This is a genomic window from Acinetobacter sp. ACNIH3 (assembly GCF_002918965.1).
GTDB lineage: Bacteria > Pseudomonadota > Gammaproteobacteria > Pseudomonadales > Moraxellaceae > Acinetobacter > Acinetobacter schindleri.
In genome coordinates this window covers 1-16,258 of the sequence record NZ_PQLP01000025.1, presented here as the reverse complement: position 1 = coordinate 16,258, position 16,258 = coordinate 1, and the positions used below count along the sequence as shown (strand labels likewise).

The following is a 16,258-nucleotide window of genomic DNA, read 5'->3' as shown; positions in this document are numbered from 1 at the left end:
AGGTAATAACATCTTTTTAATAGTGATATTTATTGCTCCCTATCCTTACATTAAAGTTTTATTTGGAAATTTACCTATCATTAACCCATTTTTCATTCATATTTCCTGTTATGTTGAGATTGCTTTAAGAGATATTAAATAATAAAATTAGTGATAATTATTATCATTTACATTAACTAAAATGTCTTCTACCGTTCCTTCATCATTTAAACTATCTTTACTCAGTTTTTCGATTTTAGTTACACAACAAAGTTTTGCCGATGATACTCAGCAATTACCGACGATTACCGTTACAGCGGAATCAGAACAGAGTGAGCTCAGCTCTGAACAGAGTAAAGCCTATATCATCCAAAACTCGTCAACCGCCTCAAAACTGAATATTCCACTTAAGGAAACGCCGCAAACAGTCAATGTCCTTACCCGCCAGCAACTGGATGACTTTGCCTTGGATAATACCCGGGACGTACTGCGCAATACCCCTGGCATTATCGTCAGCAATCAGGAAACGGAACGGACCTCCTACCTTGCCCGAGGTTTCGAGATTTCAAATGTTTTAGTCGATGGCGTTGGTATTCCACTCGAAGGCTATAATTATAATAATGATAATCCAGACAGTTTTTTGTTTGACCGTGTAGAAGTGGTCAAAGGCGCGAATGCCTTAAATAATGGAATTGGCGATCCCGGCGCAACTATTAATATGATTCGCAAACGCCCGACATCCGACCTTCAAACAGCCTTTAATGCCAGTTATGGCTCATGGAATACGCAGCGCTATGAAGTAGATGTATCCTCTCCTCTCACCCAAGATGGAAAAGTCAGAGGTCGTGTATTTGGCTATCAACAAACAGGCGACAGTTATCTGGATCGTTATGAACTGGAAAAAAACGGCATAGGTGCTGTTGTGGAGGCAGATATTACTGGCACAACTCTATTGACTGCTGGCTATACTGAAACCAATCACAAGCCGAATGGTGTCAATTGGGGTTCTAATCCACTGATCAATACTGAAGGTGAGCAGCTCAGTTACTCACGGAATTATAATTACAGTCCAAGCTGGGCCCACTGGGATAGCAATATTAAAAGTTACTTTGCCGAGCTTGAACAAAAACTGGGTGGCGACTGGACAGCCAAACTCACCTATGATGAAAAACGTACACAACGCGATTCAAAGCTCTTGTTTCTGTCCGGCAAACCTGGCGCAAATGGCACTTCAGGCATCTTCCTCTACCCAGGCATGTATATTGATGACAATAAAGAACAACAAGCCAGCCTGAGTTTTAGCGGCACCTATCCGCTTTGGGGACAACGCCATGAAGCCTCATTGGGCTATGTCTGGGCCAAAAATCGTCTGGATGAATTGGGTTATGCTGGCAGCTTTGTCAATCCGCTGACCACAGATTTAGCCAGCTTTACACCCGAAGAACCAAGCTGGGATATGTCGAAAACCAGTGGTGAAATGCATATCCGGCAGAAGAACCAGAGCCTTTATGCTGCGACCCGACTGCATCTGAATGATGATCTGAAACTGCTTTTAGGTGCGAACTACGTTCAGGCTGAAAGCAGTGGCAGTAGTTATGGAAAAGATACTGTTTATGATGAAGATAAAGTTTTACCCTATGCCGGTCTGACCTATAACTTTAGCCCTGAATATACAGGCTATCTGAGTTATACCTCGATTTTCCGTCCGCAAACCACCAAAGCAGATGAAGTCAGCATTAACAAACCGATCGAAGGTGAAAGCTATGAAGTCGGAGTAAAAGGTTCTTGGCTAGATGACAAGCTTACCGCAACTATGGCCGTGTTCAGAACGGAGCAAAGTAATTATCCGCTTCGTGATTCTGATGGTATTCCGACTTTACGCACAACTCAGGTCAGTGACCTGCGTTCCCAAGGCTACGAGTTTGGCTTGGCGGGACAACTGACCGACCATTTTAACTTAAGCTTTGGTTATACCCAGTTTAGCCTGAAAGATCTGATCAATGGCGGTGATGCGCGTACCTTCAATCCAACCCAGTCTTTTAATCTTTTAACTACCTATCAGGTGCCACAACTTCCAAAACTGAAACTGGGCCTTGGTGTGCAGTGGCAGGATCAAACCTATCTGGATGTGCCTGAAGCAACCACCAATGGAGTGATTACCCAGAAAGCTGGAGTCATTGAACAGGATGCCTATGCGCTCGTGAACTTAATGGCCAGCTATGAGTTGAATAAGCATATGACCTTGCAAGCCAATAGTAATAACCTGACCAATGAAAAATACCTATTCAATTTCCCCAATCAGCAAGGTTTTTATGGTGCACCAGCGAATTACAGCGTTGCCGTGAAATTTAAATACTGATTTTCAAGCTTAGCCTTAATGACATGTTCAGGGCTAAATCATCACTACATACACAAAAATAGGTAAAACAAATGAAAAAAATGATCGCTTTGACCCTTGGACTGTCTATGACACTTTCAGCTCAGGCGCATATGCTTTGGCTAGAACGTGGCACAAATCAGCAGACTCATGCGTTCTTTGGTGAATATAGTGAACAGCTCAAAGAAACTCAGCAAGGTGCCCTCAAGTCTTTCAATCAGGCAAAGGCCGTTCAGGCCAAAAAAACATTTAGTCCTCAAATGCAACAGGATCATTTGCTCTATGCAACCCAAGGCCAGACCGATGTCCAGCTCACTCATGAATTGATCTATGGAGAATCATTGCTGAGCTATCATGCCAAATCCGGCAGAAAAAACTTGAAAGCAGAGTCAGAACTGGATATTGTCCCGACCCAGATCAACAGCAATACATTTACGGTACTGTATCAGGGTAAAGCTGCTGCGGATGTTGAAGTCACAGTCTTTTCCCCGCAATTCTGGCTAAAAAAATACACCACCAACGGCCAAGGCCAGATTACGATCGCCACGCCATGGAAAGGTCAATATGTCATTGAAGTTGGCAAAGAAGCAGACAAGGCCGGAAAATTGAATCAGCAGGCCTATAAAAAACAGTATCTGGTGACGACTTTAAGTTTTGTTTATTAAGTTTTTAGATTTTCATCAGTATAGATTTATTCAAGGCCAAATATGATGTCTGTTGTAGTGCAGCCACTCGCCATTTTCTATCGCTTAGGCATGAGCTTTGGGATGGGCTACTTGTGCAGTTATTTGATCGCATTCGATCTGGCTTACTTTCTACAGGCTTTTCTGCCCAAAGCAGAATCCGTCTATTTGGCCGCCGTTATTGCCCTGATTTTTTATGTCTGTTTTGTGATTGGCATCTTCTGTATCCAGAGTTTAAAAAAGCTTTCGGTCTATAGCCTGCTTCCTTTCCTTAGCTTATTTACCATCTCCCGCTTCATAGGTTAAACCATGCATAAATCTGTCCGTCAATCCATGGCATGGCTACATTCATGGTTAGGTTTAAGTTTTGGCTGGCTGCTCTTCGCGATCTTTTCAACAGGCGCGGTCACCTATTACCGGCATGAAATCAGTATATGGATGCAGCCTGAATTTGCCTCAATACAAGTCAATCAGGAAACTGCCTTAAAATCTGCTTACAGCTATTTACAGCAGCATGCACCGAACGCCCAAAACTGGTATATCGGAGTCGCCAATCAAGATTCACCTGTGAATAAAGTCTACTGGCAAAAAGCGGATGGTGGCTATGAAGTCAAAACCCTGGATGCTTCGACAGGAAAAGAATTAAACCTCTCGGCCACCCAAGGGGGAGATTTTTTCTATAATTTTCATTTTCAGCTCTATGGTATGCCCTACACCATTGGTCGGCTGATTGTGACGATTGCTGCCTTTATCATGTTATTGACTCTGATTTCAGGAATCATTACCCATAAAAAAATCCTGACAGATTTTTTTACCTTAAGAGCATTTAAGGGGCAGCGCTCCTATCTGGATTTTCATAATGTCAGTTCAGTGATTGCCCTGCCGTTCTTTTTGACCATGACATTTACCGGGCTGGCGATTTTCTTTTATATCGTGCTGCCTTCCGGTATGAAAAAGCTTTATCCAGACAATCCCTTTCAATATTTTGAAGAAATTCGCACAATCAATACATCAGCCACCCCCTCAGTTCCTGTGAAAACCCAGATGCTGCCAATTCAACATTTTATCACCACGGCACAGCAACACTGGGGATATGCGGAATTTGACAATATCACGGTCAAGCAGCCGAATACCCAGCTGGCAAAAATAACTTTGACGCAACTCAAAGATGAGTCCATTACCCGCAATCAGACACAGCTTATTTTAAATGCTGCAACCGGAAGATTGCTTGAAAATACACGAAATGAAAGTGCAATTGCCACACTCAATGCCGGCATATATGGCTTGCATATGGCACGTTTTGCCGAACCTATTTTACGTTTAGGGTTATTTTTCTCTGGCATTTTAGGCTGCGCAATGATTGCGTCCGGACTGCTGCTGTGGAGTCTGAAACGCCAGATGCAGAAAAAATCAGCGCGCTTCCATCTCGGACATTATTTGGTGAACCGCTTAAATATCACCATGATAATTGGCTTGCCACTTTCCATGCTGGGTTATCTCTATGCGAATCGTTTTATCAGTATTCCTGCAGGTGCACCAAATTATGAGATTTATAGTTTTTTCAGTATCTGGCTTGGCAGTTTTATCCTGGCATGTGTAACCCCACAGCAGCATATATGGAGAATGCAGCTTAAACTTCTGATTTGTGCTGCCTTTATACTTCCCCTGATTGATATTTATTATTTAGTTTCCCAGCAATATATTGCTTCTTTTGCGACTTATTGGCCTTTTTTGCGTATTGAGCTAATGTTATGGACCTTGGCCCTTTTTGCCCTATTTTTACACCAAAAAATTACGCCCATTCAGCAAAAAGCGGTCAATAAAATTCAGGCTAAATTAAAAATCACTCAACAGGAATCATCAATATGATATGGATTGCAGTGATCGGTCTGCTTTGGCTGAGCTGTTTTGGTTTTTATGTGGTAAGTGAAAAGCAGATCCTAAAAACCCGAAAATCTCATTACGCTTTTTTAGCGGATTTTCCTACGTACACTAAATTCGCTGCAGGTATTTTCTTATTCGTCGCGATGTTTTTATTACGTACCCAGTTTAGCTCCAGTATTAGCTTTGTGTCTCTATGGGTATTTCTAAGCCCTGTACTGTTTATCTTTATCTTAAAAATGAATAAAGCATTTTAGTATTTATTTAAAATCAGAAAGTAGCAAACAGCCTAGTGTGCTATTCACACGCCCTTTATTAAACCAATCTACCCAGTATCTGCTAAACCTTGCCAATCTGCTTTTAAATACCTCAAATGCATTATTTTGGCTAGAATCAAAAATTTAAATTGGTAGGTATTTGGTAGGTAGGATTCTTTTTAACTTCATTCAATACTCATATTACGGTGAGGGTCACCGATAAAATAATCAATGAATGGTAGAAGGAATAACACCATGGCTTTTAAAAATATTTCAGATCAAACTAACGGTTTTTATATTCCCTGTGTTTCACTTTTTGGTCCGGGCTGTGCTAAAGAAATCGGGATCAAAGCACAAAATTTAGGCGCCAAGAAAGCACTGATTGTAACTGATGCTGGCCTGTTTAAATTTGGTGTTGCAGATGATATTGCAGATTATTTGAAAGAGGCAGGTGTTGACAGTTATATTTTCCCAGGTGCGGAACCCAATCCAACTGATATTAACGTGCATCATGGAGTTGAAGCTTATAATGAAAATGCCTGTGATTTTATTGTATCGTTAGGTGGGGGCTCATCACATGACTGTGCCAAAGGCATCGGTCTGGTCACTGCAGGTGGCGGACATATCCGTGATTATGAAGGGATTGATAAAAGTACCGTTCCGATGACACCACTGATTGCAATCAATACCACGGCAGGGACGGCTTCGGAGATGACACGTTTCTGTATCATTACCAATACCGATACCCATGTGAAAATGGCGATTGTAGATTGGCGTTGCACACCACTCATTGCAATTGATGACCCTAAACTGATGTTGGCCAAACCTGCCGGCCTGACTGCGGCAACAGGGATGGATGCTCTGACACATGCGGTTGAGGCCTATGTATCTACGGCTGCTAATCCCATCACTGATGCCTGCGCAGAAAAGGCGATCACCATGATCAGTGAATGGCTCAGTCCCGCAGTGGCGAATGGGGATAATCTAGAAGCACGGGATGCCATGAGCTATGCTCAATATCTTGCCGGAATGGCCTTTAATAACGCCTCTTTAGGATATGTGCATGCGATGGCACATCAGCTCGGAGGCTTCTACAACTTGCCGCATGGTGTTTGTAATGCAATTCTGCTCCCCCATGTTTGTGAATTTAACCTGATTGCTTGTCCTGAACGTTATGCCAAAATTGCCCAATTGATGGGGGTGAATACAGAAGGCTTAACCGTAACTGAAGCAGCTTATGAAGCGATTGGCGCCATTCGTCAGCTTTCGGCTTCAATTGGTATTCCATCTGGGCTGACGGAATTGAATGTAAAAGAAGCTGACTTGGCCATCATGGCGGAAAATGCACAAAAAGATGCCTGCATGCTGACCAATCCACGTAAAGCCAGCCATGCCCAAGTGGTAGATATTTTTAAAGCGGCGATGTAGTGCCTCAATGTAAGTCTTCTCTCCAAGCATCTGACTTACATTTTTAACAGCCCCTGTTTCACTTCCTGAGGAAGTGTGCCAAGAGCAGACATGCATTTTCCTGTTCCTGGCTGATCCTTTTGCCTTCATAAGAGGATAAAAGCGGGGGGTGTTTCTTTTTTATGAAGTCCCCTTCATTATGAATATCGACATTAATCCCATGGTAGAAAAATGCCACGATTTTTTAGCCCGTTCCAGCCAGAAAAAATTTCCCGTCGTATGATCTTAATATCATATTTAATCTCTGAGGAATAAACTGCGCGTCCTTCAAATGACATGAAGGTAAGCGTAGCTGATTTTAATGAAGAGCATCCCATCAAGCAGCTAGGCAAACTGGGTAGCCACTGATAAAAATTTTAGGATCAGGTTCAGTCTAAATTAATAAGCAAACCCACAGTAAGCAAGGATAATACTTAATATTCCAGAATTTTCCTATTTTAACTGTTTAGCTTTGTACCGATAGTTACATCAGCTTTAAAGATTTTTATATTTTAACAGAGTCTGATGAACGGGATGGTTTTTGGGCATCAGTTCAATCAGGCGTTCTACAGCATCAATCGCTTCAGGAAAATGTGCCACATGTTTCAGCAAGACATCGGTTTCATTAGCCTTGAAAATGGCATCGCTCAGGCGTGATTCCAGACAATCTCTCCAGGCACATAGAAATGGACTTTCTGTTTTGGCCAGAAATACGCCGATACATAACTTCAAGGCTGAATCGATATACCCAGCATCTAAAGATTGCTCTGTCATTAAAAAATCAGCCTCTACATGCGCCAATAAACGATAGGGTCTGGAACCCAGCATACCACCTAATACATCGCGTAACTGTGACATTTCTGCTTTTAAAGTCCCCATACTGACCTTGCGCTCGCCATATAAGGCTTGATGCAATGTATCTAGACTCAGACCCTGCGGACATAAGGCTAGAATGGTCAGAATTTCAATCTGTCGAGGAGTCAGAACCAGCATCTTGCCATTAAACAGCACTTGAGGTACTGAAAAAGCTCGAATAAACAGGCGCTGCTTCTGGCATTCTAGTAGAGCCGACTGGATGATCGTAGCACAGCGCTCCGCAGCTAGTAGTGCTAAACTGTTATGCTTTGGCCAGGTAGTCGACAGATCAATGACACCTAAGACCTGTTTTGAATAGGGATCAATAATCGGGGCAGCGTAACAAACCCAATCATGAATGGAGGACATGTAATGTTCACTGGAAAAGACACAGCTGGATTGTTGAGTTTTTAAGGATAATGCCAATGCATTGGTTCCGACTAGCTCTTCGCGCCATTGCCCACCTTCAATAAAATGTACACTTTCTGCGGCACTTTGCATTTGTGGGCTAGAAGCTGCCCAAATGATGGTGCTGCCGATATCTCCGACCGCCAGCACCATAGAAGATTGCTCGGCAATATGTTTTAAATCCTGAGCACAATGTTGCAGGGCTTGGGCTAAAGTTGAGGAAGAAGTGGTCTTTTTTAAATCCGTCAGCGGTGCTGCTAAACGATTCTTCGGGATTTCAGCCGAGGATGAACGTTGCCAGGAGCTGGCAATACTCTGTCCCAGCTGTTCTGCATGTAAGGGAGACAAACTGCTGTTTTGCCGAAGCTGATCAGTATTGTGCCTTTTTTCCATCAAATCTTGTTTTGTCATCATTCCTTATTCTCACAACAATTCATGATTTACATCCGCTGTAATCGTTATTTTTTTAAAATGGATGAAAATATCGTGAACATGCTAGCTCCAACCTTTTTCCAACCTTATACCAGTTATATTAATCAAATAAGGTGCAGAAGTACCTTATACCAAAGCTGTAGAAGCGGTTTTGCCATACGAAAATAAGCAAAGGAAATAAATATGCGTTACGTCGATCCTAATCAACCTGATTCAAAAGTTCATTTTAAAGCACAATACGAGAATTTTATTGGCGGCGAATGGGTCGCTCCGGTCAAAGGTGAATACTTTGACAACATCTCTCCGGTAGATGGCAAAGTCTTTACCAAGGTTCCGCGTTCTTCTGTAGAAGACATTGAATTGGCCCTGGATGCAGCGCACAAAGCCAAAGAACAATGGAACAGAGCATCGCCGACCACCCGCTCCAATATTCTGTTGAAAATTGCCGATCGTCTGGAACAAAATCTGGAACTGCTGGCAGTGGCAGAAACCTGGGATAACGGCAAACCGATCCGTGAAACGCTGGCTGCCGATATTCCGCTGGCTATTGACCATTTCCGTTATTTTGCCGGCTGTATTCGTGCGCAGGAAGGCGGCATTTCCGAAATTGATGAAGATACGATTGCTTATCATTTTCATGAGCCGTTGGGCGTCGTGGGTCAGATTATCCCGTGGAACTTTCCGATTCTGATGGCTGCCTGGAAACTGGCACCTGCCCTGGCTGCGGGCAACTGCATTGTGTTGAAACCTGCAGAACAGACTCCGGTCAGCATTCTGGTGCTGGCTGAACTGATTCAGGATATTTTGCCACCGGGTGTCCTGAATATCGTCAATGGTTATGGGGTTGAAGTCGGTCGCCCGCTAGCCACCAACCCACGCATTGCCAAGATTGCCTTTACCGGTTCTACCGCCGTCGGTCAGATGATCATGCAATATGCCACCGAAAATATTATTCCGGTGACGCTGGAACTGGGGGGTAAATCACCGAATCTGTTCTTTGCCGACATCATGGATCAGGAAGACGATTATCTGGACAAAGCGCTGGAAGGTTTTGCCATGTTTGCCCTGAACCAGGGTGAAATCTGCACCTGTCCATCGCGTGCGCTGATCCAGGAAAGTATTGCTGACGAATTTCTGGCGCGTGCCGTTGAACGGGTGAAACGGATTAAAACCGGGCATCCGCTGGATACTGACACCATGATTGGCGCGCAAGCCTCACAGGAACAGCAGGACAAGATTCTGGGCTGTATTGCCACTGGTCGTGAAGAAGGCGCACAGATCCTGACTGGTGGTGAAGCACGTCAGGAAGTGGGTCAAGGTTTCTATATTGAGCCGACTATCTTTAAAGGCACCAATGACATGAAGACCTTCCAGGATGAAATCTTCGGGCCTGTATTGGCTGTGACCACCTTTAAAGACTTTGATGATGCGATCAAGATCGCCAACGATACGATTTACGGACTCGGTGCCGGGGTCTGGTCACGCTCAGCGCATACTTCCTACCGTGCTGGCCGTGCCATTCAGGCCGGTCGGGTCTGGACCAACTGTTATCACATCTACCCTGCGCATGCGGCTTTCGGTGGCTATAAAAAATCCGGCATTGGTCGTGAGAATCACAGAATGATGCTGGATCATTATCAACAAACCAAAAATCTGTTAGTGAGCTATTCGACCAAACCAGCCGGGTTCTTTTAAGAAGTGAAATACATTCAAAGCGAACTTCGGTTCGCTTTGAATGTATGGTAGCTAGCTTTCACAAAATATCAGCAACATTTTCAAGCTGCGGCCAATTCAAATAAAGTTTTTAGTCTATAAACACTTTTTTTAAAGGAAAGAGCATCACCTCAAATTTCTATTTGCAATAGTGTCATTTCAAGATAATTTCACTCTATAAAGATTTCGCCACATTCTCCAGCCATTCAGTGCAAGAAGAATAAAGAGAAAATAGAGTACGGCTGTTAAATACAATGATTTATGGGTGTACATACCGACATAAATCACATCTAGAACACACCACAAGCCCCAGCTTTCAATATATTTTTTTGCCGCCCAATAACTTGCCACCAAGCTAAAAGAGGCTAACATGGAGTCCAACCAAGGTAGTGACGCTGCGGTGAAATGAGCAAATAAGGCACCAATCACCAGACCAGCGACAATACCCACAATCAGGCTATATACCCAGATTTTTTTATTCAAATAGCCAATCTGTACAGTCAGATCCTGGTCTTGATCTTTCTTCGACCAGCTATACCAGCCATAGAGTTGCATCAAGATAAATACGGCTTGTAATGCTGCGTCTGCAAATAAATTGACACGATAAAAAATAATGATATACAGAAATACAGCGACAATATTCACTACCCAGCAGGCTTTATATTGTTTAGACGTCAACCAGACACCTAAAACATTTAAAATGAACGCTGCAATTTCTATATTTTCCATAGCAATATAACCTGATTAAGCAGCCAATTTAGAAGTTCAGATTGAATGACAAGGTTGCTGTACGCGGCGAACCCAAGAATAAATAATCGTCACCCAAAAATTCACCTGCATCACGCCAGTATTTCTTGTTGAACAGATTATTAATATTCAAGCGTAGCAATGCATCGGTCGTATTTAGCTTAAATTGATAAGCAGCGCCTAAATCAACCACACTATAACCTGCGACTTTCGCAGCACCCTCTTTGTTAGCATATTTGCTGGAACTGTATTGACCACCTGCCAGAACAGTGAAACCTGCAATGCTCGGTACGTTATAGCGAAGATGTGTTGCGAAACGAACTTTTGGCACGTTTTGCGCCTGATGATTGCCATATTCAACCGCTTCTACATTTTCTAAACGGGCTTTAGTCAAGGCTAAAGATGAAGTTAAGGCCAGATGATCGGTTAATGCACCATTCAGTCCGAGCTCCAGACCCTGACTATGTTGTTCGCCTTCCGCAACAAAATAGCGAAGTCCTGAAATCGGCTTGCTATATTGGTTGTCTTGGTGTAAATCAAATAGCGAGGCAGTCAATAAAAACTGCTTGATCTGTTGTTTTAGGCCAATTTCATATTGCTCTGAATAGATCGGCGCTAGAGTTTCAGCAGCATTCTCTGCAAACCAAGGCGCTGTCTTTCCATCTGACAAACCTTTGGCATAAGAGGCATACAGAGTTGTTGACTCTACCGGGCTATAACTCACTGCAAACTGTGGTAAAAATTTGCCTAAATCCGTATCACGAACTTTTATTACCTGCTTACCCTCTGCATCATAAGCATGTGCTTGTTCATCAAGCTCGATCCATTTTCCACCAATCAAAGTAGACCATTTCTCATTCCACTCAATACGATCTAAAACCGTAAAAGCAGTCTGTTCACTATCTAAAGCTTTAAAATAGGGACCGACATCACCTAATTGTTGTTCTACTTGTAGTGGATCCTCATAAATATTACCTGCAATATCTATGTCCTCTGGGTTCTCGTATAAATGTGTATATATGTTTCTATTTAATCCAGGATATCGATCACGAGATTTATTGGTTTGCGTAATATCAAAATTTAGATAATGTTGTGCCCAGTTGGTATCAATCACCCCATCCAATTTGACTTTAAATTGATTGGTCTTAAAGGTGTCATCTGGGTTGCGATAATCATAAATATCATAATTGCCATTAGCATCAAAGGTGTTGCCTAAGCCATTATATTCACATACCGTGGCATAGCATCCCCAAGCAAATGTTGAATAATCATCAACCTTGGATTTACTGTGCGCTGCAACAAGTCCCAAGTTCCAGTCATCATTCAAGGCATAACTATATTTTAAACCAGTATTCAGACTATCGATCGTGACCGGTTTACCCCAAGTCTGGTAACCAAGCAATCGATCCCATTTCACATTTTCTGGGACTTTGCCATCCAGTAATTGATAGCCTGGCACTGATTTTTGTTCGGAACGCTGTGCTTCAAGATCAAATTCCAATTTAGATTGCTCAGATGTTTTCCAGTCTAAGGCCAATGCCGCTAAATAGCGCTCACCATCCACGTGATCGACATAAGACTCAATCTGCTCATTCACCAGATTGATGCGATATCCGAATTGCTGCTCATCACCCAAAAAACCACCGAGATCAGTTGCCACTGAAAACTGGCCGTGTTGATCGGCAGAGAATGTCAGGGCCTGGATATCTTTCGGTCGCTTGGTGACATAATTGACCACACCACCCGGGGTCGACATACCACTTTGAATCGCGGAAATGCCTTTTAAAATTTCCACACGTTCTTTGTTTTCAAGTGCAACGTTTTGTTCACCACGAATCACATTGCCATTAATGAGGTAGCTTGATGCCAAATCGAGTTCAAAGCCACGCGAGACAAAGTTTGGATAATAGCCAATTGCAGCATAGCCATCACCGATGGCTGCATCATTTTTTACCACATCGCTCAGCACGCGAGCATGTTGTTCAGCAATGAGATCGGCAGTCACGATAGAGACCGATGCAGGTATTTTTTGCAGACTGTCCGTAGCAAATCCCTCGACATTCACTTTGGCACTCGAGTAAGGGATGCTTTGATCGGCTGTAATGACAATCGTGTCAAGCTGTTGAACATCGTCTTCAGCATAAGTCAGCGGGGCTAAACAAAGCTGCGACAGAATGATCATATTTAAAGATCGGGTTAATACATTCTGTTTGAGTTGACGATTGTTCATACGAAACCTTATGTATTTGAAGTGGGTGATGATGCCGGGTTTAGAGAGCAACTAAGAAGAGTGCAATTCGTGTTGAATGAGCCGGGTTAAAGTCTGGGTAAATTGTTGGCCTTGTTCGCCAAAGAACCAGTCCACATGACCGATAATCCAGTCGTAATAAGCCGCATCTGCATGGTTGAGGTTGTGGGTAATGCCCACAAAATACTCCAGCTCTGAAAAAGCGAAATCCAGATGCACGATTTTCAGCAGTTCTGGCAAAATACTAAAATCTTCTTGTGGATGTACTTTGGAAAAATAAGCATGTAGAAAGGCAGTTAAACCGGCCTCATCAATCTGAATATGTGAGTTCTGCTCTAATTCCAACCAATCAATAAAATTACGTTCAATCGTCACAGCCAGATCATAAATTGCTGAGTTTCGGTCAGATAAACCAAAATCAATTACGGCAGTAATTTCAGCTTTGGCATCCGGCGCTGACCAAAATAGATTAGAAGCGTGTAAATCGTTATGGGTCCAAATTCTGCTTGCCTGTTGCAATACAGGCTGAATACGCTGGTGAACCTGTAAGATTTGATCTAAAAAGTAAGGGTCTAAATTTTTGTCGGCAAAGTAACGGCTTAATTCTGGACTGTTTGCAATGCGCCGTTGAATGGCTGTAACGATATTTTCACTGTCTAAAAGCTGCTGATTGGACACTAAATAAGATGCTGATCGGCCTTGCTGCTCAGGAAAATCCTGCATGGCCATATGTAAGCTTGCCAGCAATTGCCCCGCTTTCGCCGCATGTTCAGCATAGAAAAAAGGTTTCCAAGATTGCTGATCTGCATACAGATCTAAGCCGGCTGCTTTTGCATAGACTTCATAGGTCCAGTCACCTAGCTCTAAAGCGGTCAGACCTTGATTTGATCTAATCAATGCTGCAACAGGAATTTCCTTGCAGGCTAAATGTTGAAGAACGGCATGCTCCTGTAAAATATCGCGGGCACGACGAAAGGAACAATGGCTGCGCTTAATCAAATACTGATGCGCGACTGCTTCATCCCTGCTCACAAAATCCTGCTCCACCTTGACCAGCGCCGCAGATGAAAATGGCCGAGGACTACACCACAAAATCTCAAAATGACCTTGTAAACAGGAATAGTGCTGCTGCAGGCTTTGTAATTCTGGATCAGAAATATGTGCCCAGTCTTTATTTTCCCAGGCATTGCCCATACCATGACCTAAATCATCGGTAACTATGGTCATCATCAATATTCCTGAGTCAGATCATCATGTGGTAATGGAAAATCATCGTTTAGGCGAACATGCAAACAGTATTTTTAAATACATTTAATATTTAAAGTACGTCCTAAAATTAAGTGGTACATACCAGTATTAAATTGGAGGCAAGTTTAGCCTTATAAATATAAAAATAAAATAGATCTCTCGCATAAATCAAAAAATGATCTTCTTTTGGGTTAATATTCGAACTACAGATTTCTTAGCATTCGCGCATAATCTATGGATGAAATATATCGATTCAAACAAGCTTTCTGATCCTCAGTTCAAGCGATAACATAGTTTTAAAATGCACCGTAATTCATTTTCATGACTTCACTAAGTAGCTCTTTAAATCCATGTTCATCAGCAGAAAATTCTACCAGTGATTCATTGTTCAGATCAGTAACACATGCCATGGTCGAAATGACCTGTACACTATGAGCGTTGAATTCGCCCAGGTATATTTTGTTGAATTACGTTTTTTTTATTAAGATATTTAAGGGAAAATTCTCACGGAAAAAATGTTTTTTATCACTGAACCATATACAAGTAGCTAAATTATCCTGCAATTTTTCAACCATCATTGGATGACTACCGTAAACTAGGTAAACAATATCACCAATATAGATATTATTCATCTTTAGTCAGCCAAGCATAAGATCAAAATTCTGAAACTTCTGATAAATAAATTAATGCCATCAATTGAGGACTTTTTTTAAACTGAGAAAGCGTTTATAAAGTCCAATTAAGTCCTTGTCCCATTTCATAAATAATGAGTATTAATGCAATTACCATTAGTGAAATCACAATGGCTTCGACCACCTTAGTGAGCATCTTAAATTCTCCACCTTTCATCTTTTATATAATAAACAAAGTGAACAATAAATAACAATAAGGTTACAAAAAAATTACTGGATGTTACAAAGACAGACTGGTAAAGAAAAATCTCTCAGAGGAGGTGCTAATTCTTTTCAAACTTAACCTTATGTACTAGGCGATGTCCTGTATAAGACTCATGACCTACTGCGATCATATCAACACCACCTTCTTCTTCTAAACTTAATAAGAAAGTATGGAAACCCTGCATGTCATTTAACTCAATATTATTGCTGATCTATTTCATCGTACCTGGTTTCATATTGTTTATGTCTTCTTGGATTTTATTATAGGGGGATTACCGCAGTTGACCATTGCTATGCTCTTTTTATAATTTGCCATTAAATTATCTTCCCTATAAAAGATTTTCAAGAAAATCGGTCTGTATTTGGCCAGTCAACGCTACAAAAAAACTCATCCGATAAGTATTCTTACATAAACCCGAGGTTCTATAACTTGGATCCTGAATATCTTACATATGCAGACATAGCTCATACATCGGAATTTAAACTTACCCTCTACACTGAAATTAAGTTTTAGAAACGCAGAGGAAATTCAGATGGAAAAGTATTCAAAGATTCTAATCCTGAGCTTATTTGGATTTACTGGAACAGTAGCTATTGCAGATGAATCCATCCCAATAGAAGCAACTGCCGCCGCCGAAGCGCAACAGGTTGCTTTAGATTATGGAAATGAGAAAGACAAAAAATCTGAATCATCTGAAAGCCCTTAATTAAAGTGATGCCGGTCAGTTAAGAAATTGACTGGCATTTTCTTGGGTATTTCTGTGGTGTTCCTTTCACAACTCGTGGGCAACTCCTCACTCCCCTCTCAGGCAAAACATATCTCTTAGATTTTTCCAGTAAACTTTCTAAATGTTTAGGTAAATTACCTGCGGAGTCTAAAGAGTCGAATCTTAATATATTCAGAATGCCAATAGATGCAATATGAAAGCTGATTCTCAAAGGACTGAACCGTACCGGGTTCGTCGGAGACTTTTTTATTTAAGTTAGGCCACCTGACCTAACGGGTTAATCTTATCATAGTACATTGCTTCAAACTCAAAAGGCGATACATAACCCAGTGCACTGTGTACACGCTTTTTATTGAACCA

Annotated in this window: 12 protein-coding genes and 1 pseudogene; 8 read left to right on the top strand and 5 right to left on the bottom strand. The window is 42.0% G+C overall.

The window, feature by feature from the left end:
- Window positions 1–181: 181 nt before the first annotated feature.
- The 6 genes from C3420_RS10790 to mdh all read left to right on the top strand — a co-directional run bounded on the left by C3420_RS10790 (window position 182) and on the right by mdh (window position 6,605).
- Entirely contained in the window at window positions 182–2,338 is a 2,157-nt protein-coding gene (locus C3420_RS10790; RefSeq protein WP_103800510.1) for a TonB-dependent siderophore receptor, read from the top strand.
- 71 nt (window positions 2,339–2,409) lie between these two features.
- The gene (locus C3420_RS10785) at window positions 2,410–3,021 is read left to right on the top strand and encodes a DUF4198 domain-containing protein (protein WP_103800509.1); all 612 of its coding nucleotides are present in this window, start codon (window positions 2,410–2,412) and stop codon (window positions 3,019–3,021) included.
- 42 nt (window positions 3,022–3,063) lie between these two features.
- Window positions 3,064–3,345: a hypothetical protein gene (locus C3420_RS10780; RefSeq protein WP_044113081.1), complete on the top strand. Its 282-nt coding sequence runs from the start codon at window positions 3,064–3,066 to the stop codon at window positions 3,343–3,345.
- A gap of 3 nt (window positions 3,346–3,348) precedes the next feature.
- Window positions 3,349–4,908 carry a PepSY-associated TM helix domain-containing protein gene (locus C3420_RS10775; protein ID WP_103800508.1) on the top strand — a complete coding sequence of 520 codons (1,560 nt, stop codon included), beginning with the start codon at window positions 3,349–3,351 and terminating at the stop codon, window positions 4,906–4,908.
- Window positions 4,905–5,177, top strand: coding sequence for a hypothetical protein (locus C3420_RS10770; RefSeq protein WP_005100766.1), 273 nt, complete (start codon window positions 4,905–4,907; stop codon window positions 5,175–5,177). Before C3420_RS10775 ends, C3420_RS10770 begins: the two co-directional genes overlap by 4 nt.
- Window positions 5,178–5,432: 255 nt before the next feature.
- The gene (mdh, locus tag C3420_RS10765) at window positions 5,433–6,605 is read left to right on the top strand and encodes an iron-dependent methanol dehydrogenase (protein WP_004281959.1); all 1,173 of its coding nucleotides are present in this window, start codon (window positions 5,433–5,435) and stop codon (window positions 6,603–6,605) included.
- A gap of 513 nt (window positions 6,606–7,118) precedes the next feature.
- Here the strand turns inward: mdh and C3420_RS10760 are convergent.
- A complete protein-coding gene (locus C3420_RS10760) occupies window positions 7,119–8,300 on the bottom strand; it encodes a helix-turn-helix domain-containing protein (protein ID WP_103800507.1) in 1,182 nt (393 codons plus the stop codon).
- 201 nt (window positions 8,301–8,501) lie between these two features.
- Between C3420_RS10760 and C3420_RS10755 the strand changes: the two genes are divergently transcribed.
- A complete protein-coding gene (locus C3420_RS10755) occupies window positions 8,502–10,013 on the top strand; it encodes an aldehyde dehydrogenase family protein (RefSeq protein WP_103800506.1) in 1,512 nt (503 codons plus the stop codon).
- Between the two features lie 177 nt (window positions 10,014–10,190).
- Here C3420_RS10755 and pnuC read toward each other — a convergent pair whose 3' ends face one another.
- From pnuC to C3420_RS10740, 3 genes are read right to left on the bottom strand one after another with little or no spacing between them, the layout of a single operon-like run.
- The gene (pnuC, locus tag C3420_RS10750) at window positions 10,191–10,760 is read right to left on the bottom strand and encodes a nicotinamide riboside transporter PnuC (protein ID WP_103800505.1); all 570 of its coding nucleotides are present in this window, start codon (window positions 10,758–10,760) and stop codon (window positions 10,191–10,193) included.
- A 28-nt stretch (window positions 10,761–10,788) separates the two neighbouring features.
- The gene (locus C3420_RS10745; RefSeq protein ID WP_103800504.1) at window positions 10,789–13,008 is read right to left on the bottom strand and encodes a TonB-dependent siderophore receptor; all 2,220 of its coding nucleotides are present in this window, start codon (window positions 13,006–13,008) and stop codon (window positions 10,789–10,791) included.
- Window positions 13,009–13,059: 51 nt separating this feature from the next.
- Window positions 13,060–14,253, bottom strand: a complete 1,194-nt coding sequence (locus C3420_RS10740; RefSeq protein WP_171294470.1) for a phosphotransferase enzyme family protein — start codon at window positions 14,251–14,253, stop codon at window positions 13,060–13,062.
- Window positions 14,254–15,703: 1,450 nt separating this feature from the next.
- On the opposite strand from C3420_RS10740, the gene C3420_RS17390 reads away from it, so the two are divergent.
- Window positions 15,704–15,877, top strand: a complete 174-nt coding sequence (locus C3420_RS17390; protein ID WP_004281965.1) for a hypothetical protein — start codon at window positions 15,704–15,706, stop codon at window positions 15,875–15,877.
- 19 nt (window positions 15,878–15,896) lie between these two features.
- On the opposite strand, the pseudogene C3420_RS17855 reads toward C3420_RS17390, so the two are convergent.
- Window positions 15,897–16,121: pseudogene (locus tag C3420_RS17855) on the bottom strand (DDE transposase); the annotation flags it as partial.
- Window positions 16,122–16,258: the final 137 nt, after the last annotated feature.

Excerpts from the sequence above, each read along its gene's own strand:
- C3420_RS10740 (WP_171294470.1), bottom strand. The coding sequence starts at position 14,253 with ATGACCATAGTTACCGATGATTTAGGTCATGGTATGGGCAATGCCTGG.
- C3420_RS10755 (WP_103800506.1), top strand. The coding sequence starts at position 8,502 with ATGCGTTACGTCGATCCTAATCAACCTGATTCAAAAGTTCATTTTAAA.
- C3420_RS10775 (WP_103800508.1), top strand. The coding sequence starts at position 3,349 with ATGCATAAATCTGTCCGTCAATCCATGGCATGGCTACATTCATGGTTA.
- C3420_RS17390 (WP_004281965.1), top strand. The coding sequence starts at position 15,704 with ATGGAAAAGTATTCAAAGATTCTAATCCTGAGCTTATTTGGATTTACT.
- C3420_RS10785 (WP_103800509.1), top strand. The coding sequence starts at position 2,410 with ATGAAAAAAATGATCGCTTTGACCCTTGGACTGTCTATGACACTTTCA.
- C3420_RS10770 (WP_005100766.1), top strand. The coding sequence starts at position 4,905 with ATGATATGGATTGCAGTGATCGGTCTGCTTTGGCTGAGCTGTTTTGGT.
- C3420_RS10780 (WP_044113081.1), top strand. The coding sequence starts at position 3,064 with ATGATGTCTGTTGTAGTGCAGCCACTCGCCATTTTCTATCGCTTAGGC.
- C3420_RS10760 (WP_103800507.1), bottom strand. The coding sequence starts at position 8,300 with ATGATGACAAAACAAGATTTGATGGAAAAAAGGCACAATACTGATCAG.
- mdh (WP_004281959.1), top strand. The coding sequence starts at position 5,433 with ATGGCTTTTAAAAATATTTCAGATCAAACTAACGGTTTTTATATTCCC.
- C3420_RS10790 (WP_103800510.1), top strand. The coding sequence starts at position 182 with ATGTCTTCTACCGTTCCTTCATCATTTAAACTATCTTTACTCAGTTTT.
- C3420_RS10745 (WP_103800504.1), bottom strand. The coding sequence starts at position 13,008 with ATGAACAATCGTCAACTCAAACAGAATGTATTAACCCGATCTTTAAAT.
- pnuC (WP_103800505.1), bottom strand. The coding sequence starts at position 10,760 with ATGGAAAATATAGAAATTGCAGCGTTCATTTTAAATGTTTTAGGTGTC.